General features: G+C 52.7%; 26 protein-coding genes. 16 read left to right on the plus strand and 10 right to left on the minus strand.

The features are described from left to right. The first annotated feature begins 25 nt into the window (after window positions 1-25). From ACFSSA_RS00615 to ACFSSA_RS00635, 5 genes are all read left to right on the plus strand, one after another. Complete coding sequence (locus tag ACFSSA_RS00615) at window positions 26-532, plus strand: hypothetical protein (protein WP_386817825.1); 507 nt, start codon at window positions 26-28, stop codon at window positions 530-532. 39 nt (window positions 533-571) lie between these two features. Then, window positions 572-1,783, plus strand: a complete 1,212-nt coding sequence (locus ACFSSA_RS00620; RefSeq protein ID WP_386817826.1) for a class I SAM-dependent methyltransferase — start codon at window positions 572-574, stop codon at window positions 1,781-1,783. A gap of 50 nt (window positions 1,784-1,833) precedes the next feature. Next, the gene (locus ACFSSA_RS00625) at window positions 1,834-2,703 is read left to right on the plus strand and encodes a rhomboid family intramembrane serine protease (RefSeq protein ID WP_386817827.1); all 870 of its coding nucleotides are present in this window, start codon (window positions 1,834-1,836) and stop codon (window positions 2,701-2,703) included. A gap of 3 nt (window positions 2,704-2,706) precedes the next feature. After that, window positions 2,707-3,516 carry a nucleoside triphosphate pyrophosphohydrolase gene (mazG, locus tag ACFSSA_RS00630; RefSeq protein ID WP_386817828.1) on the plus strand — a complete coding sequence of 270 codons (810 nt, stop codon included), beginning with the start codon at window positions 2,707-2,709 and terminating at the stop codon, window positions 3,514-3,516. A gap of 82 nt (window positions 3,517-3,598) precedes the next feature. After that, window positions 3,599-4,210, plus strand: a complete 612-nt coding sequence (locus ACFSSA_RS00635; protein ID WP_386817829.1) for an HNH endonuclease — start codon at window positions 3,599-3,601, stop codon at window positions 4,208-4,210. Here ACFSSA_RS00635 and ACFSSA_RS00640 read toward each other — a convergent pair whose 3' ends face one another. Beyond that, complete coding sequence (locus ACFSSA_RS00640) at window positions 4,211-5,218, minus strand: polyprenyl synthetase family protein (protein ID WP_386817830.1); 1,008 nt, start codon at window positions 5,216-5,218, stop codon at window positions 4,211-4,213. 109 nt (window positions 5,219-5,327) lie between these two features. On the opposite strand from ACFSSA_RS00640, the gene ACFSSA_RS00645 reads away from it, so the two are divergent. From ACFSSA_RS00645 to ACFSSA_RS00655, 3 genes are all read left to right on the plus strand, one after another. Next, window positions 5,328-6,119, plus strand: a complete 792-nt coding sequence (locus ACFSSA_RS00645; RefSeq protein WP_386817831.1) for a 3-keto-disaccharide hydrolase — start codon at window positions 5,328-5,330, stop codon at window positions 6,117-6,119. Window positions 6,120-6,199: 80 nt separating this feature from the next. Beyond that, entirely contained in the window at window positions 6,200-7,072 is an 873-nt protein-coding gene (locus ACFSSA_RS00650; protein WP_386817832.1) for a hypothetical protein, read from the plus strand. Window positions 7,073-7,169: 97 nt separating this feature from the next. Further along, complete coding sequence (locus ACFSSA_RS00655; protein ID WP_386817833.1) at window positions 7,170-7,766, plus strand: N-acetylmuramoyl-L-alanine amidase; 597 nt, start codon at window positions 7,170-7,172, stop codon at window positions 7,764-7,766. 372 nt (window positions 7,767-8,138) lie between these two features. Here the strand turns inward: ACFSSA_RS00655 and ACFSSA_RS00660 are convergent, their stop codons facing one another. Beyond that, the gene (locus tag ACFSSA_RS00660; RefSeq protein ID WP_386817834.1) at window positions 8,139-8,486 is read right to left on the minus strand and encodes a P-II family nitrogen regulator; all 348 of its coding nucleotides are present in this window, start codon (window positions 8,484-8,486) and stop codon (window positions 8,139-8,141) included. Between the two features lie 203 nt (window positions 8,487-8,689). On the opposite strand from ACFSSA_RS00660, the gene ACFSSA_RS00665 reads away from it, so the two are divergent. Beyond that, window positions 8,690-9,136: a plastocyanin/azurin family copper-binding protein gene (locus ACFSSA_RS00665; protein ID WP_386817835.1), complete on the plus strand. Its 447-nt coding sequence runs from the start codon at window positions 8,690-8,692 to the stop codon at window positions 9,134-9,136. A 96-nt stretch (window positions 9,137-9,232) separates the two neighbouring features. On the opposite strand, the gene ACFSSA_RS00670 is transcribed toward ACFSSA_RS00665, so the two are convergent. The 4 genes from ACFSSA_RS00670 to ACFSSA_RS00685 form a co-directional block, all read right to left on the minus strand. Next, complete coding sequence (locus tag ACFSSA_RS00670; RefSeq protein ID WP_386817836.1) at window positions 9,233-10,495, minus strand: Glu/Leu/Phe/Val family dehydrogenase; 1,263 nt, start codon at window positions 10,493-10,495, stop codon at window positions 9,233-9,235. 46 nt (window positions 10,496-10,541) lie between these two features. Then, window positions 10,542-11,063 carry a tetratricopeptide repeat protein gene (locus tag ACFSSA_RS00675; RefSeq protein ID WP_386817837.1) on the minus strand — a complete coding sequence of 174 codons (522 nt, stop codon included), beginning with the start codon at window positions 11,061-11,063 and terminating at the stop codon, window positions 10,542-10,544. Window positions 11,064-11,122: 59 nt separating this feature from the next. Continuing rightward, window positions 11,123-12,064: a UDP-glucuronic acid decarboxylase family protein gene (locus ACFSSA_RS00680; RefSeq protein ID WP_386817838.1), complete on the minus strand. Its 942-nt coding sequence runs from the start codon at window positions 12,062-12,064 to the stop codon at window positions 11,123-11,125. A gap of 298 nt (window positions 12,065-12,362) precedes the next feature. Then, a complete protein-coding gene (locus tag ACFSSA_RS00685) occupies window positions 12,363-13,151 on the minus strand; it encodes an SDR family NAD(P)-dependent oxidoreductase (RefSeq protein WP_386817839.1) in 789 nt (262 codons plus the stop codon). A 125-nt stretch (window positions 13,152-13,276) separates the two neighbouring features. On the opposite strand from ACFSSA_RS00685, the gene ACFSSA_RS00690 reads away from it, so the two are divergent. The 7 genes from ACFSSA_RS00690 (at window position 13,277) to ACFSSA_RS00720 (ending at window position 20,008) form a co-directional block, all read left to right on the plus strand. Then, window positions 13,277-14,164, plus strand: coding sequence for a LysR family transcriptional regulator (locus ACFSSA_RS00690; RefSeq protein ID WP_386817840.1), 888 nt, complete (start codon window positions 13,277-13,279; stop codon window positions 14,162-14,164). 201 nt (window positions 14,165-14,365) lie between these two features. Next, the gene (gene trpS, locus ACFSSA_RS00695; protein ID WP_386817841.1) at window positions 14,366-15,331 is read left to right on the plus strand and encodes a tryptophan--tRNA ligase; all 966 of its coding nucleotides are present in this window, start codon (window positions 14,366-14,368) and stop codon (window positions 15,329-15,331) included. 40 nt (window positions 15,332-15,371) lie between these two features. Beyond that, the gene (locus ACFSSA_RS00700) at window positions 15,372-16,451 is read left to right on the plus strand and encodes a lactonase family protein (protein WP_386817842.1); all 1,080 of its coding nucleotides are present in this window, start codon (window positions 15,372-15,374) and stop codon (window positions 16,449-16,451) included. Between the two features lie 58 nt (window positions 16,452-16,509). Further along, window positions 16,510-17,562, plus strand: coding sequence for a ThuA domain-containing protein (locus ACFSSA_RS00705; RefSeq protein ID WP_386817843.1), 1,053 nt, complete (start codon window positions 16,510-16,512; stop codon window positions 17,560-17,562). 47 nt (window positions 17,563-17,609) lie between these two features. Further along, a complete protein-coding gene (locus tag ACFSSA_RS00710) occupies window positions 17,610-18,143 on the plus strand; it encodes a DJ-1 family glyoxalase III (protein WP_386817844.1) in 534 nt (177 codons plus the stop codon). A 102-nt stretch (window positions 18,144-18,245) separates the two neighbouring features. Then, entirely contained in the window at window positions 18,246-19,193 is a 948-nt protein-coding gene (locus ACFSSA_RS00715) for a permease (protein ID WP_386817845.1), read from the plus strand. After that, window positions 19,193-20,008, plus strand: a complete 816-nt coding sequence (locus tag ACFSSA_RS00720) for a TIGR03943 family putative permease subunit (protein ID WP_386817846.1) — start codon at window positions 19,193-19,195, stop codon at window positions 20,006-20,008. The genes ACFSSA_RS00715 and ACFSSA_RS00720 overlap by 1 nt, the downstream gene beginning before the upstream one ends. A 32-nt stretch (window positions 20,009-20,040) precedes the next feature. Here ACFSSA_RS00720 and ACFSSA_RS00725 read toward each other — a convergent pair whose 3' ends face one another. The 4 genes from ACFSSA_RS00725 to sufD all read right to left on the minus strand — a co-directional run bounded on the left by ACFSSA_RS00725 (window position 20,041) and on the right by sufD (window position 25,768). Further along, window positions 20,041-21,924 (minus strand): DUF4340 domain-containing protein, encoded by a 1,884-nt coding sequence (locus ACFSSA_RS00725; protein ID WP_386817847.1) that lies wholly within the window; start codon window positions 21,922-21,924, stop codon window positions 20,041-20,043. 6 nt (window positions 21,925-21,930) lie between these two features. Continuing rightward, entirely contained in the window at window positions 21,931-23,481 is a 1,551-nt protein-coding gene (locus ACFSSA_RS00730; protein WP_386817848.1) for a DUF7088 domain-containing protein, read from the minus strand. A gap of 48 nt (window positions 23,482-23,529) precedes the next feature. Then, on the minus strand, window positions 23,530-24,282 hold the full coding sequence (locus ACFSSA_RS00735) for an ABC transporter permease (RefSeq protein WP_386817849.1): 753 nt from the start codon (window positions 24,280-24,282) through the stop codon (window positions 23,530-23,532). A 241-nt stretch (window positions 24,283-24,523) separates the two neighbouring features. Beyond that, the gene (gene sufD, locus ACFSSA_RS00740) at window positions 24,524-25,768 is read right to left on the minus strand and encodes a Fe-S cluster assembly protein SufD (protein WP_386817850.1); all 1,245 of its coding nucleotides are present in this window, start codon (window positions 25,766-25,768) and stop codon (window positions 24,524-24,526) included. Between the last annotated feature and the right edge of the window lie 2 nt (window positions 25,769-25,770).

Consider the following 25,770-nt stretch of genomic DNA (forward strand, 5'->3'; position numbering starts at 1 on the left):
GTTTATCAGCTACTTTTCCGGGTAGATGGATTTCTTTTTCGACAACATTATCTTTTTCCTGGCCGCAGCTGCCGGGCTTGTGCAGTGGTGGAAATCCACCCAGGAAGCCAAGCAGGAAAAATTGGCGGAAGAACAACGGCGTGAGCAGATCAAGCGGTATCTTGCCGAGCAGGAGGCTGGAAGGACCGAAGTGACAGCTCCGCGTGCGGCAATTCCGCCCCCGATTCCGAAATCCGCTCCGGTGGCCGTTGTTCCTGAAAAGAAGGTCGGCAAGCCACTTGCGAATGCTTCAGGAATGAAGATGCACGATGAGCTGGAAAGGCAACGGGCCATCGCCGATAGGCTCGCGGAGATCGAGCAGCGCAAACGATCGGAAAAAACAAAAATGGGCGGGAAAGGGAGCGAACACCAGCAGTATGTATCCGGGCCGTGCATCGGCGTGAAATCCAGGCTCCGCAACATGAAGGAGCTAAGGCAGGCGGTGGTTGTGAAAGAAATTCTCGACTCTCCGGTAAGCTTGCGCCAGCTCTGAGCTTGATTTGCCCACTCCTCTGGGGCTTTCTCCCAAGAGATGAGCGGTGGCGAAAAAAAGGTGGGAAGACTGAGATTGGAACTTTTTCCGAGAGCTGAGGCAGCAGTCAGAAGTGGTCATCCCTGGGTCTACGGGGATAGCATCAAAAAGCAGAACCGGCAAGGAGCGACCGGAGAGTTGGCCGTGATGTATGACAAGCGGGATCGCTTTCTGGCTGTAGGTTTATACGAGGCGGAATCCCCCATCCGTGTCCGGATTCTCCATTGTGGGAAGCCCGCAATGCTGGATCACGATTGGTGGCTGGAGAAGGCGCGGTTGTGTCTTTCCAAACGTGAAGAACAAGTCCTTGGGTCCGGAACAGACGGAGCACGAATGATCAACGGGGAAAGCGAAGGGTTTCCCGGTATTGTAGCAGATAGATACGGGGACACCCTGGTGGTGAAAGTTTATGCGGCCGGTTGGTTCGCGCTCTGGGAGGAAATCGAGGCGGTTTTCCGTGAAGTATTTGCTCCACAGTATCTCGTTCTGAGAATGAGCCGCAACATTGTGGCCAAGGCGAAGGAATATGGCTTGGAAGAAGGCTTCCGTGGCGAGGCCGGCGCTGAAATTGTGGTGTTCTCTGAAAATGGAATCCGTTTCGAATCCGCCGTGCTGAGAGGGCAGAAGACCGGGTTTTTCCTCGATCAGCGCGATAATCGTTCTCGTGTTGAGCAACTTGCAAAAGGGCGTGACGTGCTGAATGTGTTCAGCTTTTCAGGAGGGTTCTCCCTTTATGCTGCCCGTGGGGGTGCCGATTCGGTGACTGACCTCGATATCAGCGCACATGCGCTGGAAAGCGCTGCGCGGAATTTTTCCCTCAATTCCAGTGATCCGAGAATCGCGCAGGTGACGAAGTTTTCCGTGCAGGCGGATGCCTTTCGCTGGATGGAGGAAGATGAAAAGATGTTTGATCTGATCATCGTGGATCCTCCCAGCCTGGCCAAAAGAGAGTCGCAGCGAGAGGGTGCTGTGCGGGCTTATACGAGGCTGAATTCCAGAGCGATGGAGCGGTTGAAGCCGGGTGGTGTATTGGTGGCTGCCTCTTGTTCCGCGCATGTTTCGGCAGAAGAATTCCACACTTTGGTTGAGCAATGCATCCAAGCGGATGGCAGGCGCTGGCGCGAGCTATGGCGGCACGGGCACGCGCCGGATCATCCGGCGAATTTCCGGGAGGCGGAGTATCTGAAAGCGGTGTGTCTGGAAATGATCTGATGCGGGGGAAGCACTTGCCGAATCAACGAACGCATCAATAATATCCACTTATGTCATTTGCAGAACGCCGATTTCCTTCTGACCGTGGCGATATCATGCCGCAGCTTACGCCGGTGGTGAAATGGCTCTTGATTCTGAATCTAGGGATCTATTTCACCGATCTGCTTTTTTTAGACCATAGCATCCGGAATGAGTTTGCATTCACTATTCATTCAGCAGTTCACGAACGGAGAATCTGGGAGTTTGTAACCTTCCAGTTCATTCATGGGAGCGTAGGACACGTGGTTTTCAATTGTATCGGTCTGTATTTTTTCGGCCCGTGGATGGAGCGGTGGTGGGGGGCTGTGCGGTTCACATCCTTTTATCTCATCTCCGGTATCGGGGGAGCATTGTTCTATATGCTCTTAAAATACATCCATGTGCTGCCGAGCGTTACCGATACTTCCGGATTGGTGGGTGCTTCGGCAGGGATATACGGCATTCTTGTAGGAGTTGCAATGATTGCACCAAACTTGCGCGTCTCGCTGCTATTCCCGCCGGTTACGCTGAGCATCAAGCAAATGGCGCTTGCGTTGATGGCCATTTCCATCGGGTCCATTGTGTTTAAAATCGGCGGAAATGAAGGCGGGGAGGCCGGCCATATGGGAGGCGCGATTGTTGGCTTTTTACTGATGCAACTCGCGAAGTGGCAAGGCTGGATCCGGAGCGGGGGAGGGCGGGAACCCGCCGCTTTTCGCGGTATTCCCGGGAACAAAACCCGGGAAATCGGGCCCAAAATCCGGCCACGGACGCGGGTCGATCTACGCTCCTCGACGGAGGTTGATAAGATATTGGATAAAATCTCAGAGCATGGATTCCAGAGTTTGACCGCTGAGGAGCGGGATTTGCTTCACCGCGTGGCGAATCGCGATAAGGATTGAGCTATGACGGATGAGGAAATGATCAATTGCTGCGAGCCGGGTAAGCAAATGGAAAGATTGCGTGCTGTGATGCATCGGTTGCGTGCGCCCGGTGGATGTCCGTGGGATGCGGAGCAGACGCATGAATCCATCGTGCCGAATCTGATTGAAGAGGCATATGAGACGGTCGACGCAATAAAGCGGGGAGATGATGCGGACATGGTCGAAGAGCTAGGAGACTTGCTCTTACAGGTGGTTTTCCACAGCGAGATTGCCGAAGGAGACAAACGCTTTGATTTTGAAGAAGTGGCACGAGGAATTTCCGAAAAACTCATCCGCAGGCACCCTCACGTTTTCGCCACATCCACGGCCGACGATGCCGATGCTGTCCTGAAGCAGTGGGATGAAATCAAGCGGAAGGAAAAAGGTGAGAAGGAGGTCCCTTACCTACACGGCGTCGGCAAGGGTTTGCCGGCACTTGTCCGGGCGGGAAAACTCCAGAAGAAGGCGGCAAAAGTCGGCTTTGATTGGCCGGTCGAGACAGGAGTTCTGGCAAAGATCCGAGAGGAGTTGTGCGAGTTGCAATCCGCGGTGGAGGAAAGAAATATGCACGCCGTGGAGGAGGAACTGGGCGATCTTTTGTTCTCTGTGGTGAACTTGGCCCGCTTCCGGAATATCGATCCGGAGATACTAATGTCTCAAGCGAATGCCAAGTTTGAGCGTCGTTTTGGCGCGATGGAAAAAGAACTCAAGGAGCGCGGTCGCTCGCTGGAAGAAGCGGATTTGGTGGAAATGGAAACCGCCTGGGTGAGGGTAAAAGAGCAGGGATTTTGAGGAAATAGCGCATTTTTGCTCCTTTTCCATTGCCCGATGGAAAAGGTTTGTTAGCTTTCCCAACGTTTTGCTGGGAAAGGATATGAGTGCTCCTCTTGAATTACCTGTGCTTGTGTTGAACCGTTATTGGCAACCGGTCCACACTTGTTCGGCCAGACGTGCCGTCCACCTTCTTTGTATCGGCCACGCTCATGTGGTGCAGGTCGATGGCGAGGAAAAATTCACAACCCACGATCTAGGCTCTTGGATCGGTCACTCGAAAGGCATTGTCAGCGAGGAAATGATCCACAGCGTGAGGCTGGCTTTGCTGGTGCCCAAGATCATTGTTTTGTCGATCTATGACAGCCTGCCCAGACTGGAGCTGAAGTTCACCCGGCGGAATGTATTTTTAAGAGATAAGTTCACCTGCCAGTATTGCCTGAAAGTTTTACCGGAAAACAAACTGAATCTGGATCATGTCATTCCACGGGACAAAGGCGGTAAAACAACCTGGGAGAACATTGTTGCCTCCTGTGTGAAGTGTAATACGCGCAAGGCGAACAAGTTTCCCCAAGAGGCGAACATGTATCCGGCAAACAAGCCTTTCGCTCCCAGATGGCGTCCGCTTTACGGGCTGCAGGAAAATGGATTGGGGGATGAAAGCTGGGCCCACTTTTTGCATTTTGGCAAAAAAGAAAGCCGCAAGACCGCGTGATTATTTACGGCTTTGCTGGAGCAGATTTTCGAGGAAATATGTGATCTGCAATAAGGCGTCTTTGTATTCGGAAGATACCAGGACATCCAGATCCTGGCGGCAGCCTTCCAATAATTCGAGCGCTGTGCCCACCGCACCTTCCAGGGCGAGGTCATAGGCACCCGGCCCGACGAGGTCCGGAAGATCGATCTCCTTTTGCTCCAGGATCCGGTTGTTGATCTTTTGCCGCTGTTCTTCACTGGCCGCTTCCAACAAATTAAGGATCGGCAGGGTAAGTTTTCCTTTTGCCAAATCCGTCCCAAGCGTTTTGCCGACGATTTCTTCGGATCCGACCAGATCGAGGCAGTCATCATATATCTGGTAAGCGGTCCCGAGTTTCATCCCATAGGAGGCGAGGGTTTTCTCCGCGTTTTCATCCAAGCCGGAGACGGCAGCCGCCAGACCTGTGGCAGCGGCGAAAAGTGCGCCGGTTTTCATTTCGATCACGCGGAAATAGTCTTCCTTGGAAAGCGTGAGATCGAAGCGGCGTTGTGTTTGGATGATCTCACCCTGGCAAACCTCACGCGCTGCCTGTCCGACCTTGCGGCAGATATCAATGGAGTTGAAATCCGTAGCCAGCGTAAGCGCGTGGGAAAAAAGTGCGTCTCCGAGCAGGACCGCCAGGGCATTTCCCCATTTTGCGTTTGCCGTAGGCATGGAGCGGCGGGCAATGGCGCCGTCGATGATGTCGTCGTGGACGAGGGTCGCCATGTGGATCAACTCAAGGATCACGCCGATCTTGCGATGATCTTCAGTGACTTCACCTACCGCACCGCCAATCAAAATAGCAAGGGCCGGGCGGATACGCTTTCCTGAAGTATTGCAGATATAAGCGATATATGGCTCGACTGCGGAATCGAAGTCACGAACCTGGGCGCGGATAGCGGTCTCGACTTTTTCCAGATCTGGCCGGACTAGTTCGAAAGGGAATTGATCGTTGTTTGGCGAGGTGGCGGTGAAGGTGGCCATAGCGTCCGGAAAGCTATCCATGGATCAGCCTTCTCGGCAACCAGCATTCGGTGATAAATAAAAAAGAGACTTGAAAGATGGAAAGAGCAATGGCGGTTTAGTTAAGCATATGAAGAAACACACGATGTGGATGTTTGGCGGGGCGATGCTGGCGGCCGGTGGTTTGCAGGCAGGTGAGGGTTTGGGATATCAGGATACACCCATCATCACCGGCACCTCCTATCATGTCCACGATGGCGAAAGACCCCAGCCCCGCATCATCGAGACCGCCGGTGCGGTGGTGGTAACCCCCCCTTCCGATGCAACGATTCTCTTCGACGGGAAAAATCTCGATGCCTGGACTACTGACGGCGGAGAAGCCGTTTGGGAGATCAAAGACGGAGCGATGGTTGCAACCAAAAAGGCGATCAGCACCAAAGAAAAATTCGGAGCAATCCAGCTACACGTCGAGTGGCGTCTACCTGCGGAGCGGAAGGTCAACGGCCAGAAAGGTGGTAATAGCGGGATTTTCCTGATGGGAAGATACGAAGTCCAGGTCCTCCAAAGCCATAACAACAAGACCTATCCGGACGGTCAGGCAGGTGCGCTTTACGGGCAGCTGCCCCCTCTCGTGAATGCGACTTCCCCACAGGGCGAATGGAATAGTTATGACATTATCTTCGTTCCGCCTGTATACGAGGGAGATAGCGTTAAGACACCTGCGAAGGTTACGATTATTCACAACGGAGTGGTGGTGCAGAATGCGGAATCATATTTGGGACCTACCAGTCACAAGAAGCTCGCCTCATACCCGAAAACCCATCCGGACACCGCACCAATTGGTCTTCAGTTCCATGGGGACCCGATGGAATACCGCAATATTTGGGTGCGCCCTCTCGGCGAGCGGGATCAGCCGAACTAATTGATTGAATATATGCCTATGTCGGGAAATCGTTCCGTTGGATTGACTACGCGGTTTGGTCAGCTATTGTCGCGGGTCTGATGATGCGTATTTTCCCCATAGTCGCGGTTCTGGTTGGCTCATGCATGGCTTCATACGGCCAATTGGCAACGTCGCTGAGTCTCAATAAAAAGAATTATGTCGCAGGGGAGCCTGTCATCGCGGAAGTGATTATTACCAATCACAGCGGGCAGGACCTTACGCTTTCCTCGACCCGGGAGCTGCCATGGCTGGCGTTTGTGGTGACAAATTCCAGAGGAAACCCTGTCACGACCCGTAAGCTGAATGCCTTCGGAGCCTTGAAGATCAAAGTGGGTGAGTCGCTCGCTAAGCGGGTGGACCTCAGCGAATATTTCATGCTCAGCAGTCAGGGCAATTTTGCGGCATCTGCTGTGATTCGGGATCCCCATGGAAAGGTCAACGGCTCTTCGACGAACCGGTTGCTCTTCAATCTGAATCCGGGACGCACCTATTGGACGCAGAAGGTCGGGGTCAAAAACGATCGGGGCGCTGAAACCCGCGAGATGCGTTTGATCACCTTTTCCAATGGGCAGAAAACCCAGCTCTACGCGCAGGTTACCGATGGCCATACAGGTGTGCCTATGAGAACATTTCTCCTTGGGGACGCTATGATGCTGCGCAAACCTATGGTGACTTTGGACTCAGCTCAAAGAATGCACGTCATGTTTCTGGCGACTCCATCAATGTGGGTGCATTGCCAGGTAAGCGCTGATGGCAAGCTGGTCGATCGGGATATACACCAGCGCGCCTCCCAAGGCGATCCCGTGCTGATGGCTTATGGAGACGGGTCTGTCCGGGTCGTGAATAGTATCCCCTATGATCCTGAAGCGGTCAAAAAAGAGCAGTCCACAATACGCAAGGCATCAGACCGACCGCAAATTCCGGCTCAGTAACTGGAAATTCTAAAATTCCGAGAAAATTTTAAAATAGTCTTTACAGAGTAGCGGGATTCATCAATAAGACTTAATAATCTTTCATGCCTTACTAATTATGAAGACGCTTTTTTTCACTCTTCTGCTTGGGCTCGTATTTTCTACTGTTTCCAGCGCCTACAATTTTAGAACTGTCATTATCGATCCCGGTCACGGCGGGCATGATAAAGGCGGGCAGTGGGGGCGGGTATACGAGAAACATCTGGCGCTCGATACTTCCATCCGCTTGGAATCCCACCTCAAGAAAATGGGATATAACACGGTTCTTACCCGCCGTAGTGACTACTTTGTCTCGCTGCCAGGTCGTATGACGGTAGCGAACAAATACAAGAATGCGATCTACATCTCGATCCACTACAATTATACTTGGAAACAACAGGTCAGCGGCATTGAGACCTTCTACCATACCAAAGAGAGCTACAAGTTGGCCAAGGACGTCCATCGCGGTGTGATGAGTCGGGTAAAGGTTGTCGATCGAGGAGTGAAATATGCGCGCTACTATGTGATCCGTCACTGCAATCTTCCGTCAGTGCTTGTTGAAGGTGGTTTTGTCAGTAACTCCAACGAGCGGAGCCGTATGAAGACCGCATGGTTTCGTGATGCCATCGCGAGAGGCATCGCCGACGGGGTGCAGGACTTCCGAAGAGGAGGCTGATTCATTCGCTCAATACTTATCCGCTCTCCCGGCACGGACGCTGTTCGTCTCACGTTGGGTTTGATCCCCAATCAGGAAAGGCCTCAAAGGTCTTTCCTCTTTTTTGTCAGCATCCAATCGGACTGAGGGACAAAATATCGAGTCAGTCATCAGCATCTTCAATCTTTGTGTGCCGGAGGTATTATCGCTCTCGATAAAAATGAGCCATTCGTGAGGGTCGGGTTGCTACAAGTCTGATTGACCTCTACTCCGAAAGCTGCCTCTCCGAATCGCCGGAGTATCTCTAGGCCAGACGTTTGACCGTAAAAATATAAAACGCCACTTCCGTCTCCAGAAGTGGCGCTAGTTAAAGTGATGGAATCTTTGGAAAGATCAGTTCACCGCAACAGCAGAGGATCCGGTCTCACCTGTCCGGATCCGGATCGCTTCTTCCACATTGGATAGGAATACTTTACCATCGCCGATCTTTCCTGTGTTAGCGCTTTTTACGATAGCCTGGGCAACTCCCTCCGCTTGCTCATCGTCCACGACGATCTCGATTTTGACCTTGGGAAGGAAATCTACGGTATACTCGGAGCCACGATAGATTTCTGTGTGCCCTTTTTGACGTCCGAACCCTTTTACTTCGGTGACGGTCATCCCTTGGACTCCGACCTCTGCGAGGGCCTCTTTGACTTCTTCAAGCTTGAATGGTTTAATGATAGCTTCGATTTTTTTCATATTGCGGCGGATTGGTAGAGCGATAAGAGCAAGCGGTGTGCCAACTTTTTAAAATAGGTTGGGTTAAACCTGTGCGAATTTAAGCATATCTGAATGTGGTTGCTAGGGGAAATATACGTTCAACGTGAAAAATTCGTCGGATGGAGTTGCGATTTCGTGAAACTTGTTCCAGCTTCTGGCCGTAAAGTTCTAATCAAACAGCTATGAAAAAATTTATCGTCACTCTATTGTCCGCAGTTATTTGCCAGTTTGCTTCCGCAGAGGATGCTAAAGTGGAAATCACAGGTAACGACCAGATGCAGTTTAGCACCAAAGCGTTCGAAGTTACCGAAGGTCAAAAGGTGGTGCTTACTTTCAAACACATCGGCCAACTTCCAGCAGTAGCGATGGGGCACAACGTGGTAATTCTGAAACCGGATACTCAAATCCCGGCATTTGCCGCCAAATGTGCGCCTGCCAAGGACAACGGATACATCCCGGAAGATGCTGAGTCCAAGGAACAAATGGTTGCGCACACCAAGCTTATCGGCGGTGGCGAGTCTGATGAAATCACGTTCACAGCCCCTGCAGCTGGTGACTATCCGTTCATTTGCTCTTTCCCTGGTCACTTCGCCATCATGCAAGGAGTGATGACCGTAAAGGCCAAATAACATTTTCCATGTGACTTTGAAGCCGTCTGCCGGATTTCGGTAGACGGCTTTTTTGTTGAGATGCAGGTGGAAGGAAAGGGAGCCTGCGAGAAGGCACTACGGGAAGAGTCCGCGGGTCTTTTTTGCTCCTGCAACGGTGCTGATTGCAATCGCCTGGGCGGCCATCCGCATGGGAATATTGTTCCGCATCGCAAAGCCTGTGACCTGCTCGAAAGCAGCATTGAGCTTGGTTTCCAGCTTGCTGATCACTTCCCGCTCGGTCCACTGGAAGCGCTGAAGATTCTGAACCCATTCGAAATACGAAACTGTCACCCCGCCGGCATTGCAAAGCACATCCGGTATTACAAAAACATCCCCGCGCTCCTCGATCACTCGATCGGCTTCCGGGGTTGTAGGACCGTTGGCGCCTTCTGCGAGGACTTTGCACTTGATGGCTGCAGCATTAGCCTTGGTGATGACGCCTCCGATCGCACAGGGAGCCAGAATATCGCAGGGACGGAGCAAGAGCTCGCCGGATGGGATCGATTGTGCACCGGGGAAATTTTCGATAGTTTGGTGTTTCCCCGTGTAGGCCATGAGTTTCTGGATATCTATCCCTTCCGGATTCCATAACGCTCCACTGACATCCGAAACGCCAATAATTTTGATTCCGTAGGAGCTCATGGTGGCAGCGGCATGCATGCCTACATTTCCGAATCCTTGGACAATTGCAGTGGCTTCAGCGCTTTCCACGCCCAGTTTTTTCAATGCATTGGAGGCGAGGAAGGCAACCCCATGACCGGTTGCGCGTGTCCGTCCGGCAGATCCTTGAAGGGTGAGTGGCTTGCCTGTGACAATTGATGGAACAAGATGGCCGGAATGAGTGGAGTAAGTATCGGTAATCCACGCCATGGTCTGCTCGTTGGTTCCCATATCCGGAGCCATCACATCAATTTCCGGACCGATGAAGGGGATCATTTCCATGGTGAAGCGGCGGGTCATTCGCTCAAGTTCGCCTTCAGACATTTCCATCGGCTTGCAGCAAATGCCGCCTTTTCCGCCGCCAAAAGGTAGATCGAGCAACGCGCATTTCCAGTTCATCCACATGGCCAGAGCTGCCACTTCCCCGACATCGACGTCGGGATGATATCTCAATCCGCCTTTGACGGGACCTCTCGTGAGATGGTGCTGAACCCGGTGGCCAAAGTAAACTTCCGTGGTTCCATCATCTTTTCTGATGGGAACAGTAACGGTGATAATCCGTTTGGGCCATTTACACCGCTCCCGAATTTCCGGAGATAGCTGCAAAAAATCAGCAACTCTATCGAATTGCTCAATCGCCATGGAGAAAACGGGATTTTTGAGAAGTTCTTCACGCATATTTCAGAATCATGCGTGAAGAATAAAAGAAGTCCAGAAATCAGGACTACCTTGCGAGAATAACAACAGCGTGCTCATCGTAGCGCGCCTTGGTATTCGTCTGGCTATGCAGATAATCCAAAATGGCTTTTACCGGCACGTTCCTTAGATTGATGGTGACCCGCCTGTCAGCCAGTTTGTTTTGCGGATCTTCAATGACGAAATTTGGTGAAATTTCGCCATCATTTTGTTTGCTCATTGCAGCTGAGAGAGCGTCGATGGCCTCCTGGACGGTGGCATCCTCGAGTTGGTAAACCGAAATCATCACAGCTCCTATTTTTGCTTGGGTGGCAGATGATTTGATTGCGGAAGCATTGATTTTCACTTGGCCGGCACGGTAGCGGGCATTCGCATGATTGGGGAACAGCTTGAGCGCGGCGTTGTAGGCTGCGCTGGCAGTCGCGGGGTCACCGGCTTTCTCTGCTGCCAAGCCTCTTTGGTAGTAGGCTTCCGCCTTCTGGCCGGCGGATTGAGCGAGAGCCAAGGAGCTGCCGGCGGCCAAAGTCAAAAATACGACGAGGGTTTTCATAGTTTCCGAAAATAGATTGAAAACCCTAAAAAATCCAGAAGGGAATTGCTACAGCCCCATTATGCCTTGCCCTCGGCAAGCAGCTTGCGGAAGTAGTCTATCGTGGGATCCAGTCCGTCCTCTAGTTTCACTTTTGGTTCCCAGCCGAGTTCCTGTTTTGCCAAAGTGATATCCGGTCGGCGCTGTTTCGGATCATCGCCCGGGAGAGGATGGAAGGTAAGCTTTGATTTCCCCCCGACCTTTTTGAGAATCAACTCGGCAAGCTCCAGCATCGTGAACTCTCCCGGATTGCCGATATTCACAGGACCGGTAATACCATCCTTGTTCATCAGGCGGATGAAGCCTTCGATCAAATCATCCGCATAGCAGAAGGAGCGCGTCTGAAGTCCATCACCGTAGATGGTGATATCCTCGCCCTTCAATGCCTGAACGATGAAATTTGACACTACGCGGCCATCGTCGGGCAGCATGCGGGGACCGTAGGTGTTGAAAATTCTTACGACCCGGATATCCACATTGTTCTGGCGGTGATAGTCAAAGAAAAGAGTTTCAGCACAGCGTTTCCCTTCATCATAGCAGGCGCGGATGCCGATGGGATTTACCGAGCCTTTGTATGATTCCGGCTGGGGATGGATTTCCGGATCACCATAGACTTCCGAGGTGGAAGCTTGGAATACCCGTGCACCAACACGTTTTGCCAGGCCGAGGCAGTGGATGGCCCCAAGAACCGAGGTCTTGGTGGTTTTGATCGGGTTATGCTGATAGTGAGGGGGGGACGCCGGACAGGCGAGGTTATAGATTTGATCCACCTCATATTTGAATGGTTCCGTAACGTCGTGACGGACCAGCTCGAAGTATGGATTATTCAAAAGGTGGGCGATGTTTCTTTTCCGACCGGTGAAGTAATTATCCATACAGATAATCTCGTTTCCTTCGTTGAGAAGGCGTTCGCAGAGGTGGGAGCCGAGGAATCCGGCTCCGCCGGTGATCAGGATGCGCATGCTGCGGTTTAAACCCTAAATTTCAGAATTTAAACTCTAAATTGAAGAGACGATTCACGCCATGGGTTGGAGATTTACAGGAGGAGATCCAAGCCTTTGAAAAGACTTAGTGCGGTTGCCCACCGATCACAGCTCCGAAAAATGTTCGACTATGCCGTGCGCAAGGGCTGACCGGTTTCGATGCCCCGCACTCGTCCCTGCCGGCTGGGGCATATGAAAAGCTGACCACGCTTCGGAATAGTCGTGATCGCGATTCCGTAATACGTGGTGGCAGCGGCGTATTTCTCTGCGCAGTGGGTCAGAACGCGCTCTGCACCATTCCTCCTTCGGCGCGGATGTTGCTTCCGTTGATCACGGAGGCGCGGGCACTGCTGACGAAGGCGACGATGTCGCCGATTTCCTGCGGTTTGATCAGCCGCTGGATCAATGAGGTGGGGCGGTTCTCCGCGATGAAGCGAGCCTCAGCTTCTTCGGCAGAGAGGTCGGGGAAGACATCGGCGATGAATTTCTTCACTCCTTCGGTGAGGGTGGGGCCGGGCAAGACGCAGTTCACCGTCACTTGGGTGCCTTTGGTGAGTTCGGCAAGCGCACGTGATATGCCCAATTGCATCGTTTTCGTCGCGCTGTAGTGAGCCATTTCCGGCGCGGCCTTGATGCCGGATTCACTGGAGATGAAGATCACCCGTCCCTCATTGCGGTCGAGCATGCCTTTCAGGTAGTGCCGCGCCAGGCGCACGCCGCTCATGATGTTCGTTTCGAACAAGCGCTGCCAATCCTCGTCGGTTTCGTCGAAAAATCCGACCGCCTCGTAGATACCGAGGTTGTTGACGAGGATGTCGATTTCGGGAAAGGCCGCCAATGTCTGTTCGGCGCCTTCGGCGGTGGCGTTGTCTGCGACAAGGCCTTCGAGCTTCGCATCGGGCAGCTGCGCACGAATGTCAGCGCAGGCTTCGTCCACCCGTTTCTGGCTGCGTCCATTGATGATGACACGCGCGCCTTCGGCAGCGAGCGAGCGGGCAATTTCAAGGCCGATTCCAGCGGAGGAGGCGGTGACAAGGGCAGTTTTTTCGTTTAGTTCAAGATTCATGATTTATCGTAGGTTGTGGCCGTTGAGTGCCTTCCAAAATGAGCGCTCAATCGGTTGTTGGCTTGACCTTAGGGAAATTTCACGGATCATACAAATGATGCAAATCATACGGACGTATCAGTATTATGATTAATCTCGAGTGGCTACGAAGTTTCAAAACGATCTATGAGCGCGGTAGCATGACCGCAGCGGCGGAACACCTGTTCATCTCGCAGCCTGGAGTCAGCCTGCATCTGAGCTCTCTGGAGAATCATGTGGGTTACAAACTTTTCGAGCGCCGCCCGCGTCTGCTGGTGCCGACCGAGCACGGGAAACAACTCTACAATGCCATCGTCGATCCCATTGCGCGGCTGGAGGAAATCGAAATCAAGAGCCAGCGCAGCGCCTCCACGGTGCGGCCGACGATCAGCCTCGGGATGTGTTTCGAGACCTTTCAACTGAGTTTGGAAGAAGCCGTGCCGGACTTGCCATTCAACCTCGTTTTGGAGTTCGGTGAATATCGGGAACTCTTGAAAAAGCTCGAAGACCAAGTGATCGACCTCGTTGTGACGCCTCACAGTCCGGAGCTGCGGGGAATTAACTATGAGAGATTTTCGCAGGAAAAGATCGTTTTGGTTGCGGGCAAAAATCTTGATGTGAGCGGATTTGATTCCACCGATCCGGTTGCGCTAAGGGACTGGTTGCAGCGGCAAGCCTGGTATGGCATTGCCGGGGACAACGATCACATGTTGCGTTTCTGGAAGCAGAATTTCAAGAGCTCCCCTGACTTCCGGCCAAACTACATCGTCCCGAACTTTCACTCCATCCTCAGGAGCTTGTCACGCGCTCCGGGTCTGGCGATTGTGCCGGATTTTCTATGTATGCAAGTTCCCGGGGTCACCGTTCTTTGGGAAGGCTATACCCCACTCGTCAATCATCTTCACTTCGCCCGTCACAAGAAGAATCCGCACGAAGCGAACTTGCAGCGAATCATGAAACTTGTCCGGAAGAAGATGCCGCCGCTCATTGACTGAAATTGACCCTGTCGGATCAAGGTATGCCCAGCTGGAGATGGTGGGCTGGCCGGTGAAGGATTCGGATTCCATATGCTCGATGATGTTCGCAGTGCGGAGCATGAACGGACGGGAGTGAATTTCCAGTGGGCGGAATCAGCCTTTAACATTCAATGTTCTGACGCTTGACGGTTTCCGGAGGTAGTGGGCATGGTTTTGCCAATGAGAATTTTGACGGGGCTGCAGCCAAGCGGAAAACTGCATGTGGGAAATTATTTTGGTGCGATGAAGCCTGCCGTGGAGCTGCAGGGTGAAGGAGATTCGTTTTATTTCATTGCGGATTATCACTCGATGACATCCGGGCAGGATGCGGAAGCGCTACGGACCAATGTGCGGGAGCTTGCCATCGATTTCCTTGCCTGTGGACTGGATCCAGAGCGTTCTGTTTTCTTCCGGCAGAGTGCGGTCCCTGAAGTGAATGAACTGGCATGGATTCTTTCTACTGTCTGCCCGATGTCGCTATTGGCGAAATGCCATTCATATAAGGATAAAACGGCCCAAGGTATTGCCGCGAATCATGCGCTTTTTGCTTATCCAGTGCTAATGGCGGCAGATATCCTGATGTATGATGCGAACAAAGTCCCTGTAGGAAAAGATCAGAAACAGCACCTGGAGGTGACGCGGGATCTGGCTGTCAAGCTCAACGAGGCCTATGGCGAGAACACCGTGATCCTGCCTGAGCCTATCATCCGTGAGGAAACCGAGACTGTTCTTGGACTCGATGGCCGGAAGATGAGCAAAAGCTACAATAACACGCTGCCCATCTTCGGCGATGAAAAGAAATCCAAGAAGCTTGTGATGAAGATTCCTACGGATTCCACGCCGGTGGAAGAGCCGAAGAATACGGAAGGCTCCACGATTATCGCACTATACAAGCTTTTCGCGAACGAGACGGATGTGGCCCAGATGATCACGGATCACCAGAGCGGTGGTTTTGGTTACGGCGAATTCAAGAAGCGTCTGGCAGAGGCATACTGGGACTGCTTTGCGCCGATGAGAGCACGGCGGGAGGAAATTCTTGCCGATCAAGGATACGTCGAGGATGTCTTGAAAAATGGTGCGGAACGTGCGCGAGAGGAAGCAACCAAAGTTCTGGACCGGGTGAAAAAAGCAGTGGGTCTGATCTGATTTTCTGGAGCTTCCGGCTGGAATTCTTCTAACTGGAGCGATGATAAAACATTTCCTGCCTGTTTGCCTCCTTTCTCTGCTTTGTGGGGAGCTGCACGCCGCGCCACAGAGCCTGTATCTCGCTGCCGGCGAGAAGATATCGGTATATACGATCTCGCCGGAGACAGGAGAGCTGACTCCTTCAGATGGTGTGGATCTGGCCGGTGTCGGGCCGTTTACTTTTTCTGCCGATGGCTCGAAAATGTATGCCAGTGCCAGCGTCAAGGGCGACAACCGGATCGCCACCCTGGAACGTGCCGGGAACGGGGCTCTTGAAGTTATCGATTCCGCACCGGTGACAGTGAATGCAGGCTACCTGGATCTGGATAAGACTGGAAATTACCTTGCTGCAAACAGTTATCAGGATGGCACCGTCTCTGTCTGGAAGCTTGAGGATGGAGTTTTCCGTGGTGAATTGGTTCAGGAGTTGGCGCTGGAACAGCATGCCCACGGAGCGAATTTTAGTCCTGACAACCGCTGGCTGTTGGTCCCCGCCACCAGCCCCAACAAGGTTTTTGTCCAAGCGTTTGACGAAAATACTGGAGAAATCGTCCCCAATAAGCCTGCGTTCGGTCAGGGGCCAAAGGGCGAAAAGGAGGCACGCAATCCGCGTCATCTGATCTTTCATCCTGCGAAGAATGACATCGCCTACACAACAAATGAGAAGTATGAGCCAGGTGTATGTGTCTGGAAATGGAATGGAACCGATGGCACCCTGACTCCGATACAAAATATCGTGACGATCCCGGAGGAGTTCTCCGCTGCTGGCTCCACCGCGACATTGCGCTTAACCCCGGATCACCGTTTTCTCTATGTTTCAAACCGCCGCAGAGACGGAAAAAGCAGCATAGCTGCCTTTCGCGTGGATTCAGAGAGCGGCCGTTTGCAGCTGATCAGTCACACGCCGTGTGAGAATATGCCACGTTCGTTCTGCATCGATCGCACCGGCAGCTTCATCTATGTCGCCGGACGTGAGGACGGTTTTCTAGGCGTTTACAAAATCGATCAAAACAGCGGAGCGCTTACAAAGGTGACCCAGTATGAAGTAGGGAAAGGCACCCGCTGGGTCGAGGCTAGGTAAGTTCGTTGTAAGGCATTGGGAGGACGGAGGGTATTGATGGGTCGAAATTGTTCCTCCTATGAATTTATCGCCAAGATTCGCTCATTCTGCCCTAGCCGCCGCCCTGCTGTCTCCTTTGATGGCGGATCCCCTTGAATACAAGGCTGAGCGGGATATCGCGAAGGATAAGCATCTTGTTCTCATCGCGAGCGATCATGAGTATCGCAGTGAGGAAACATTACCTGCGCTGGCACGAATCCTGGCGAAGCGGCATGGATTCGATTGCACTGTGCTTTTTGGCGTGGACGATGATGGCTTCATCAAAGCCGGCGAGCCAAACATAAAAGGCCTGGAGGCTCTCGGCTCTGCGGATGCGATGATAATGTTCACCCGCTTCCAGGCATTGCCTGATGAGCAGATGCAGCACATTGATGACTACCTGAAGCGCGGTGGACCAGTGATGGGGCTTCGGACATCCACCCATGGTTTCCGCTACGACGGGAAGTCCGGCCCGTATGCGAAATATGATTTTCAATCGAAGGTCCAAGGTTATGAAGGCGGCTTCGGCGAGCAAATCCTCGGTCAATCCTGGGTGGGGCATTATGGGAAAAATCATGTCCAGAGGACTCGTATCAAAGTTCTTCCGGAGAAAGCTTCCCACCCGATCCTCAGAGGAGTGGAGGGAGTGATGCATGTTTATGCCGGGGGATATAATGCCGAGCCGAAATCCGACTGGGAAGTTCTGACAATGGCGCAACCTCTGACGACCATGGCGGCCGATTCCCAGCCAGATGCCTCCAATCCGCCGATGGCCAGTGAATGGACACGGGAATACCGTGCGGAAAATGGTAATAAGGGCAGGGTTTTTACCTCGCTATACGGGGCTTCCGAAGATCTCACGGATGCCGGTTACCGGCGGATGCTGATAAATGCAACTTATTGGTTATGTGGGCTTGAGGATCAGATTAATGCGAACTCCTCCGTGGATTTTGTTGGCCCTTACCGTCCGAACACATTCGCCACCGGGAAATACGCGGTGGGCATCAAGCCTTCCGATTATGCGGGCTTTGAAAGCCAGATCCCCGCAAATGATCATTTGGCGCAGCCTATGCCAAAGAAGAACAAAAAGTAACCCGGCTTACGTTTTGCAAGTGAAAGCGTTTCGCTTAGAGTTCCGCTATGAAACGAGTGTTGTGCATTCTTGAAAACGGCTTTGAGGAAATTGAAATGGTCACCCCGGTCGATCTTCTCCGTAGAGCCGGAGTCGAGGTTGTCCTGGCTGGTGTTTCAGGTATGGAGCTGACTGGCCGCTCGGGTATCACCGTAAAGGCGGACTCGCTATTTTCCGAGGTGGCCGGGGAGCGGTTTGATGCCCTTTTTTTACCGGGTGGACCCGCTGTGATGGAGCTACGGAAGCAGGAGGATGTGGTTGCTCTGATACGTGCGTTTCATGAGAGTGGGCTTTTGATCGCCGCGATTTGCGCTGCGCCTCTGCTTCTAAAGGATGCGGGCCTTGTGGATGGCAAACGGATTACGGCCCATTTCAGCACCGAGGACGAGCTGCCGGGCAATACCGGAGAACGGCTGATTTATGATGGAGAGTTCCTCACCTCCAGAGGAGCCGGCACCGCACTGGATTTCGGATTCGAGTTTGTGCGTATTCTGGTGGGGAAGGAAGCTGCGGACAGCGTTTCCGAAGCGGTGATGACCTAATATTCAATCTGCTGTTTCGATTATGATGGTAGTGCATGGGGATATGGTTTTGCTTCAGTTCAGATGAGTCCCGACGCGCGACAGGATTTCGCTTTGGCGTTTTTGAGTATCCTTTTTGAGGGGGCTCCTTTCATTCTGCTGGGCACGTTGATCAGTGGCTTTATTGACATTTATCTGCCATCGGGAGCGATGGATCGGTTTCTGCCCAAAAACAAAACGCTGGCGGTCATGGTCGCGGGGCTGCTGGGTGCTATTTTCCCGGTTTGCGAATGCGCGGTGGTGCCGGTGATTCGCAGATTGGTTGGCAAAGGTCTGCCGATGAGCTGTGCGCTGACTTACATGCTTGCTGCGCCAATCGTGAACCCCATCACGGCACTCAGCACTTGGAAAGCTTTCCAAGGGCAATCGCCGTGGATGATGACAGGAGGGCGGATGCTTCTCGGCTACTTTGTCGCGGTGGCAGTGGGACTATTGGTTGCCAAAGTGTCATTGAGAAGAGTGCTGAAAAAAAGTTTGGTGGAAAAGATTGAGAATGAGTCACCTGTCGAAGTCCATGATCACAGTTCCTGCTGTGGCAGTCACGGGCATGATCATGAGCATCCACACCATCACCACTCTGAAAAGGAACCGGATGACCGGCGTCTAATTGCCGCGATGCGCTCAGCGATGAAGGACTTTGTGGATGTGGGTGTTTATTTTACAATCGGGGTCGCGATTACCGCACTTTTCAATACTGGTATCGCCCCGGGAGCAGAATGGCTCGATGGGCTGGCGGGGAATCCTATCGCCGCACCCGCCGCGCTAATGGCACTGGCATTCATTCTCAGTCTCTGTAGTACATCCGATGCATTCATTGCGGCGACTCTGGCAAAATTCACTTGGGGGGCTAAGCTCGCTTTCCTGGTATTCGGGCCGATGCTGGATGTGAAACTGTTGTTTTTGTATCAGACAGTGATGCGTAGAAAGTTCATTGCCGTTCTCGGGCTCGGCCTGTTCCTAACCATTTGGCTAGCCGCGATTGCCATTCAACAGTGGGTCGTTAAAATCTGATGAAACCGGAGATTCGCAGAATTTTGTTCTCACTTGCGGTGCTGCTTTGGGCGGGCTGCCTTTTGTATTTCTACGGCTCAGGGCGGATCGTGAAATACCTTGCTCCGGATTTCAGGCCTATCGCTTTGGCCGGAGGATTGGGACTGGCGGTGATGGGTCTGTTCAACCTACTGACAGCTTTCCGTGAAGCCGATTGCGGACATGATCATGGTTCCGACGGACATGATCACGAAGGGGGCGATATGAACCCGTGGACGACATTTTTGATCATGGTTGTGCCGATTGCCTGCTCTATCGCGTGGACGAAGGATGGATTTTCGGAATCAACCTTGGCGAGAAAAGGATTATATGAGGATGCCGCCCCTGAGAGCACGGTTTTTCTAGGATCGGTTTTGCCACCGCTTACGATGGAGGAAATCGAAAAAAGCCATAGAAAGACTTCCGATGGCTTTTATGAATTCAGCCTCATGGAGCTTTTTTTCGCCACGGGGGACAGGGAACTCCAAGGGTTGCTGGAAGGCTTGAAGGTCGAAACGGAGGGACGAATTGTGGAAGAAAAATCCCGGAATGAGAGCGGAACCCGTATGCGTCTCTATCGTATGTTCATGACGTGCTGCGTGGCAGATTCCCGAGCGATCCCGATCGTGCTGGAGTTTGGCAAAGAGCCCCCTTTGTTACCTCAGAACGGCTGGGTTCGCGTTGCGGGCACGATGACATTCCCCGAGGAAAACGGAACTCTCCAAGCAGTGCTTGAGGTGGAGCGGGCCACTGCTGGTGAAGTTCCCGCAGAGGAAAAATTCCTGATCGGACGTTAAGCCTGTAGCTGATGGTCTCCGTTCCGGACTGACTATTCGTTATCCAAGAGCGAGATCGAAAGCTTTAGAAAGAGCTCCGGAGCAAGGGTAAAAAGAGACGATTCTCCACTGAGTCTGCCATACACATTGCGGGATTTCGGATCCACCGCCAATGATAGGGTCTGGGATTTTTCCCCCGTGGGATCGCCAAATTCATCCACCGTGTTTTCAGTGAGAACAAAGGTGAGCAAGGGACTATCCAAAGCCTGCAACGCATCTTCGTCGTTCGGCCCAAGCCATTGGCTGACTTCGATATTTTCCAATAGCCCGAGTAGGAAATTGGCGCGTGCGGGATCCAGATTGGAAGTGACCTCCTGTCCGCTTTGATAGGCTTTCCAAGTTTCTCCCAGGAAATCATATCTGAGCTTGAGGGGAGGCTGCCCGTCCGCATCCCGGATCAGTGTTTTGAGGTCCACGCGATTGACGGACCATAGGCGGGCATGCCGCCACTCGTGGGGCCGCACTGCGATTTTTTCCAGGAAAGAATTCTCCAATCGCATGATTGTCGCGCTGTCTTTGCGCTTGGCGAAGAGGTTGCCTCGGGTATCGAGACCGAAGGCGATACCGAGAGTTTGATTGTTTTCCGCAAGAAAGGTGAGTGAGAGAATTGGCTTGTCCAGGCCCCATGGAGAAAGGTCTTCCGGCGCGGCATCGGTCTCGAAGGCAACGGCGCGTGTATCTGTGATGGCCTTTAGCAACTCGTAAAGCCGTTGCTCGTTGGCCGGCTCCTCTCTGCCGGCGATCGTTGCCATCCACGGAGAGGGAGGCTGGCGGGAGATAAGTATGAGCGGCGAGGTGGATGGCTCAATCGCGATGCCACGTATTGAGGCGATGTTCAGGTTGCTCAATGTGGGGTCCCTTAGATCATTCACCGTCAGAGGAAGATCCGAAATGGAGATCAGATTTTGCTCTACCTTCAATGGGAGGGTGAAAAGCGTCCCGGGTCTATCGCTTATGATCGCTTGGGTTTCCCGGGAATCACTGGAATCCGGTGGAAAAATCTCAAGCACGGTTTCTTTTTCCGCGCCGAACGGAAGCAAGGCGATCTGGCTGTTTTCCATCGCTGTGTCGCTGGAAGGCAAAGTGACGTCCGAGCGATCGCTCAACTTCGTTGCCTGAAGCTCGAAAAGTCCTTCGAGTAATTTTTTCACCGCCGCCGGATTTGTAGGTAGCTCCAGTGGCTTGACGATTCGCCAAGGGGATTGCGCCGTTTCGCGTCCGAGCGTGAGTTCGCCCTGACTGGTCCGGATTCTGATCTTCTGCAGAGCAAGGGGATTGAAGTAAAATGGGCGATGATCGCGGAGAAACTTAAAGCCATCCTTGAAGAGAGGAAGAATATCCCCGGTAGCTGCGTAGACGTGGGTTTTTCTACCACTTTCCAGAGGTAGAAGGTAGGTGGTGGGGATTGGTTGTGGATTCTCGCCCTCGGGTAAGTTCAGCCAGGGCGTGCGGCGACCTAGGCGGAAGAAGGCCAGGGATTCACCGTCTTCATTCTCAAGCCGAACCTGACTATTGCCAGTATCCAGGCCTATCAACGAGGGATCCAGGTCATCACGGGGAGCACGGTCTTCTACCGATGTGGTATTGGCAAATGTCAGTATGGCCAATGCCGCGCGTGCGTCCATGCGATCGGTCCAGGGACTGGTTGCTTCCCAGCCTGTCTCGCTTTTGACAAAGCGAGCGGTCTGCTGCCCGGTGGTGATAATTATCCTGGCCACTTTTTCCGGCTGGAAATCCGGATAAATTTTCTCACCGATATCCGTCGGCGGAGTGCCTAGGATCCGCTCCAAGCTCCCTTCCTTCAATTGCCACGTGGCAAAACCGCCGAGAACTGTGGCGATGATCAGAAGGAGCAGTGTGAAAAACAGCGAGCGCATCGTGAATTAGCTACGGCGTGAGGAGAAGACGAGACCGCCGATCAATAGAAAGGCGAGCGGAGCAAAAAACAGATTCAGGCGGTTGATGAAGGATACCTGGGCGTCAAGAAGAGGCATTTTATAAGTCCCGATAGTCCGGGGGGACAGACCTGTTAGGGAATCGCGCCCAACAAGCCAATTCGCGGCAGAGGCCAGAAAATCAATATTTTCAGCGCGTTGGCGGTCGGGATCCAAAAAATCTGTATTGGAGACGACAATCATCCTGGAAGTTTCTGCCGCAAAGCGATCATCGTTGGCAGCTCCGCGTGTTACCGAAGCCGCGAGGTAGAGGGGAGCTGGATTGTCACGGATCGGGTCAAAATTTTCTCCTTCTTTCGCATCTGCCGTATTCTTGCCGAAATCGGTTTCTCCCCAGAAGCCATCTGAAATGCGAATCAGGGGCGTCGGGTTGATTTTACGGACGATCAGATCATCGGCGTTTTCACGTATCTGGAGGGAGGATGAAGCTCCTTCGAAAACCGCTGCCTGACCGGCCAGATCCTTGATGAAACTGACTCCCTCGGTGAAATTGCCCCGGGCGGTGGTTATCAAGCGGGTAGTATCTTTTGTGATAATACGGTCCCGCTGGGGAGTGACACCTTTAGAGCGGAGAAACGTCCTGAGCTTTGGCGGGCATTCACCGGCATCAAGCAAGATCAGGAGAGCGGCGCGTGGCGTGTTCCAGTAAGCTTCCAGAGTCTCGATTTCCGCATCGGTGAAATCATATTTCGGAGCAATGATTGCGAGGCCATTGATCACATCTGGTATCGTTTTCAACCCCGCGAGGTTGGCCGGGGTGATCTGGATATTCTGGTATCGCAGCGTTGCCGCAAGGTTGTTCCAGGGTGAGTCATCGCCTTCGGTGTCGATCCTTGATTTGTCCGCGAGGAAAAGGAAGGTCCGGGGTTTTCCCTCGATGGCCTCTACCAGACGGGCTGTGAGAAGGTCTTCCGCGCGGAAGGTATCGGGCCGGCGCTGCCCGCTCTCGTCCATAATGTAGGTGAGCATTTCCTCTGCCAGGGCGAGTGTGATGTGGGGGTTGAGCGCTGGTGTGCCAGCTGTGTTTTCCGTAACAATCGGGGTCTCCTCGCTGGGCCGGGCATCGATCAAGATCAAATCCCTCACCAGTGTGAGATTATAGGCGGCGGTAAACTGCTGGGTCCTGTCCGGCGAACGCAAGGGATCGATAATCTCCAGCTCGATCCTGCCGTTGGAGCTGCGTGCGTATTCTTCCGCCAAAGCCCGCACGCGCTCGTAGAAAGGCGAGGAGCGGCGGAAAAGCATGGTCCACTTTATGGGGCGCTCGCGCGTTTCGATGACATCGCTTTCCAAGTAGCTCTTCGTGGCAGACGAGAGCGTGTAGTCCCCACTTCGGGAAAAGTCCGCCCGCATGTGATTTTCCGAGGCCAGATAATTGGCGAAAACGACGGCGGCCAAAAAGATGACAATCTGTAGAATAGATAGAAACCCGAGGCCGAATCGGTTTGGGCGCGAGGGACGTTTTGGTTTGTCTGACATTCCTGTAGGGAAATTTTTGTAAGATCTGGGAGAAATCTGTTCTGCGGGTTATGGCCTCCAACGGCGCAGATCAATCACTTGGTAGGTGAGAAACAATATGAATGCGGAGAAGGAAAGGTAATAGACCACAGGACGGCTATCGAGCAGCCCATTGCTGAAATAATGAAGATGCTGCTGAGAGGAAATATAGTGGAAAAATCCGGCACCTGCGAAGGATTCACCCCAGATCACCGTTACGAAGCCGAGGAAATAATGAATGACAAGAATCGTGATGGTGATAATCCCGGCAATGATCTGGCTGGAAGTCAGAGCGGAGGAAAGACATCCGATCGCCGTGAAGGTGGAGCCCATCAGGAGAAGAATGGCAAAACTACCCAGTAGGGCACCTTCGGAATAAGCGGGAGGGATTTCCGTAAACCATGAGAAAGCCTTGAACTGGAAATAGGCGGGAATCCAAAGAATCACATAAAAAATCATCGCAGCAAAGTATTTGGAAAGAACGACCTGCCAGGTGCGGACCGGAGCCGTGAGCAAAGTTTCCAAAGTGCCGCTGCGCTCTTCTTCCGCGAACAAGCGCATGGTGATAAGCGGGAAAATGAAGAGGAAAAAGAACCAAAAAAGCGGAGTGTGGAAGGTCACATAAACCAGACTGTCCTTCACCGGCGTGTCGCGGAATCCTTTCATTGCGGATGAGAGGGAGAGCCCCTGCATCAGCACAACAAAAGCTAGAACGACCCAGCCGAAGGGACTGAGAAAGTAGGTGTTGAGTTCCTTTCTGGTAAGGATACGGAGGACGCGCATGGGTGGGAAGATTGAACAGGCATGGCAGAACGTCCAACATAGAAATGCAGGTTCTCCCAATCAATCGCACGGGGATTCGGGGAATGAGCCGAAAGAATCCGGGAGGGCTGCTCCGGGGATGGCGGACGATCTAAGAAAATATGGGTATCGAATGAAGGTGGCCGCTATTCCTTCAGATAAAACAAGCTCTGCGGAGAGGGCCCGCAGAGCTTGTTAAGAAGCCGTAGCTATGAGGTTTCCCTCAGCCGATGTGGGCAAACTTCTCGTCCACAAACTTCAGCACGAGAGTCTCGACTTCCTCATTTTCAAGGCGTTCGATGGCCTCGATGGAAAAGCCACGTGCGATAAGCTGTCGAGCTGTCAGCGGATCAATTCCACGAGCGCGGAGATAGAAAATTTCTTCATCCGCGATCTGGGAGGACGTTGAGCCATGCGAGCATTTTACCTGATCTGCATTGATCTCCAGCCCGGGCATGGAGTTTGCCTCGCAGTGGTCGGTCATAAGAAGATTCCGGCAGGTTTGATAGGCATCTGTGTGATGTGCTTTCTCATCGACGAAAATCAGACCCGAGAAAATCGTTTTCGAATGGCCGTAGAGGGTGTTTTTGTAAAGTAGATCCGAATAGGCACCTTCCGAGATATGGTGCTGGAAAGTCCGTTGATCATACTCTTGTTCGCGATCCGGGACAGAAACCGAAAGCATATCCGAGCGTGAGCCGGCACCTTCGAGGCGGGAAAGTGATTCGTTACGTGCCCAGGATGCCCCGACGTTCAAGATGAAGCCCTTGGCGCGGGCATCTCTCGCCGTGGAAGTTTCGTTGATCGAAATGATGCGGGTTACCTCGTTGAGAGACTGGATCGCAATGTAATCGAGCTGGGAATTCTGACCCGCATAGATGTCGTTGAAAGCGATCGCCAGAGCAGGCGTCACATCATCCACAGAGCGGAAAATATCCACCACACGCACCTTTGATGACTTTCCTGTTATCACCAGGGTATGAGGAAAAGTGGTGGTTTGCCCGGAAATCCAGTGATGCACCTCAATGACTCCTTCGATTTCCGTATCATCAGGAATGTGAACGAAAAGGCCGTTTTTCAGAGATGCTTCGTGGAGTGCCGAATATTTTGCAGAACCGAGACGGGTCTCCTGCTTCATGAAATATTTTTCAACGAGATCGGAATGTTGCTGCAGTGCGTCCGCCAGTGGCAGACAGATGGCTCCGGCAGGTAACGTCGATTCCGAAGCGATAACCGCGTCATTGTGAAACACGAATTTTGCCGCCGGTTTTTCCACGCCATTGGAGCGTGAAATAAGCGCTGCGTTTTCAACTGGCGGAGTTTCGCCGGAAAGGTTTTCGAAATTGAGTTGTTTGATGTTTGCAAAGCGCCATTGCTCGTCACCTCGTTTTGGAGTCGGAGTGGTTTCGAAACGCTTTTTCGCAGCTTCCTGGCGGGCTTGGAACCAAGCGGGAAAAGTAGAAGTCATTA

Source organism: Luteolibacter algae, from assembly GCF_042683045.1.
GTDB classification, from domain to species: domain Bacteria; phylum Verrucomicrobiota; class Verrucomicrobiia; order Verrucomicrobiales; family Akkermansiaceae; genus Luteolibacter; species Luteolibacter algae.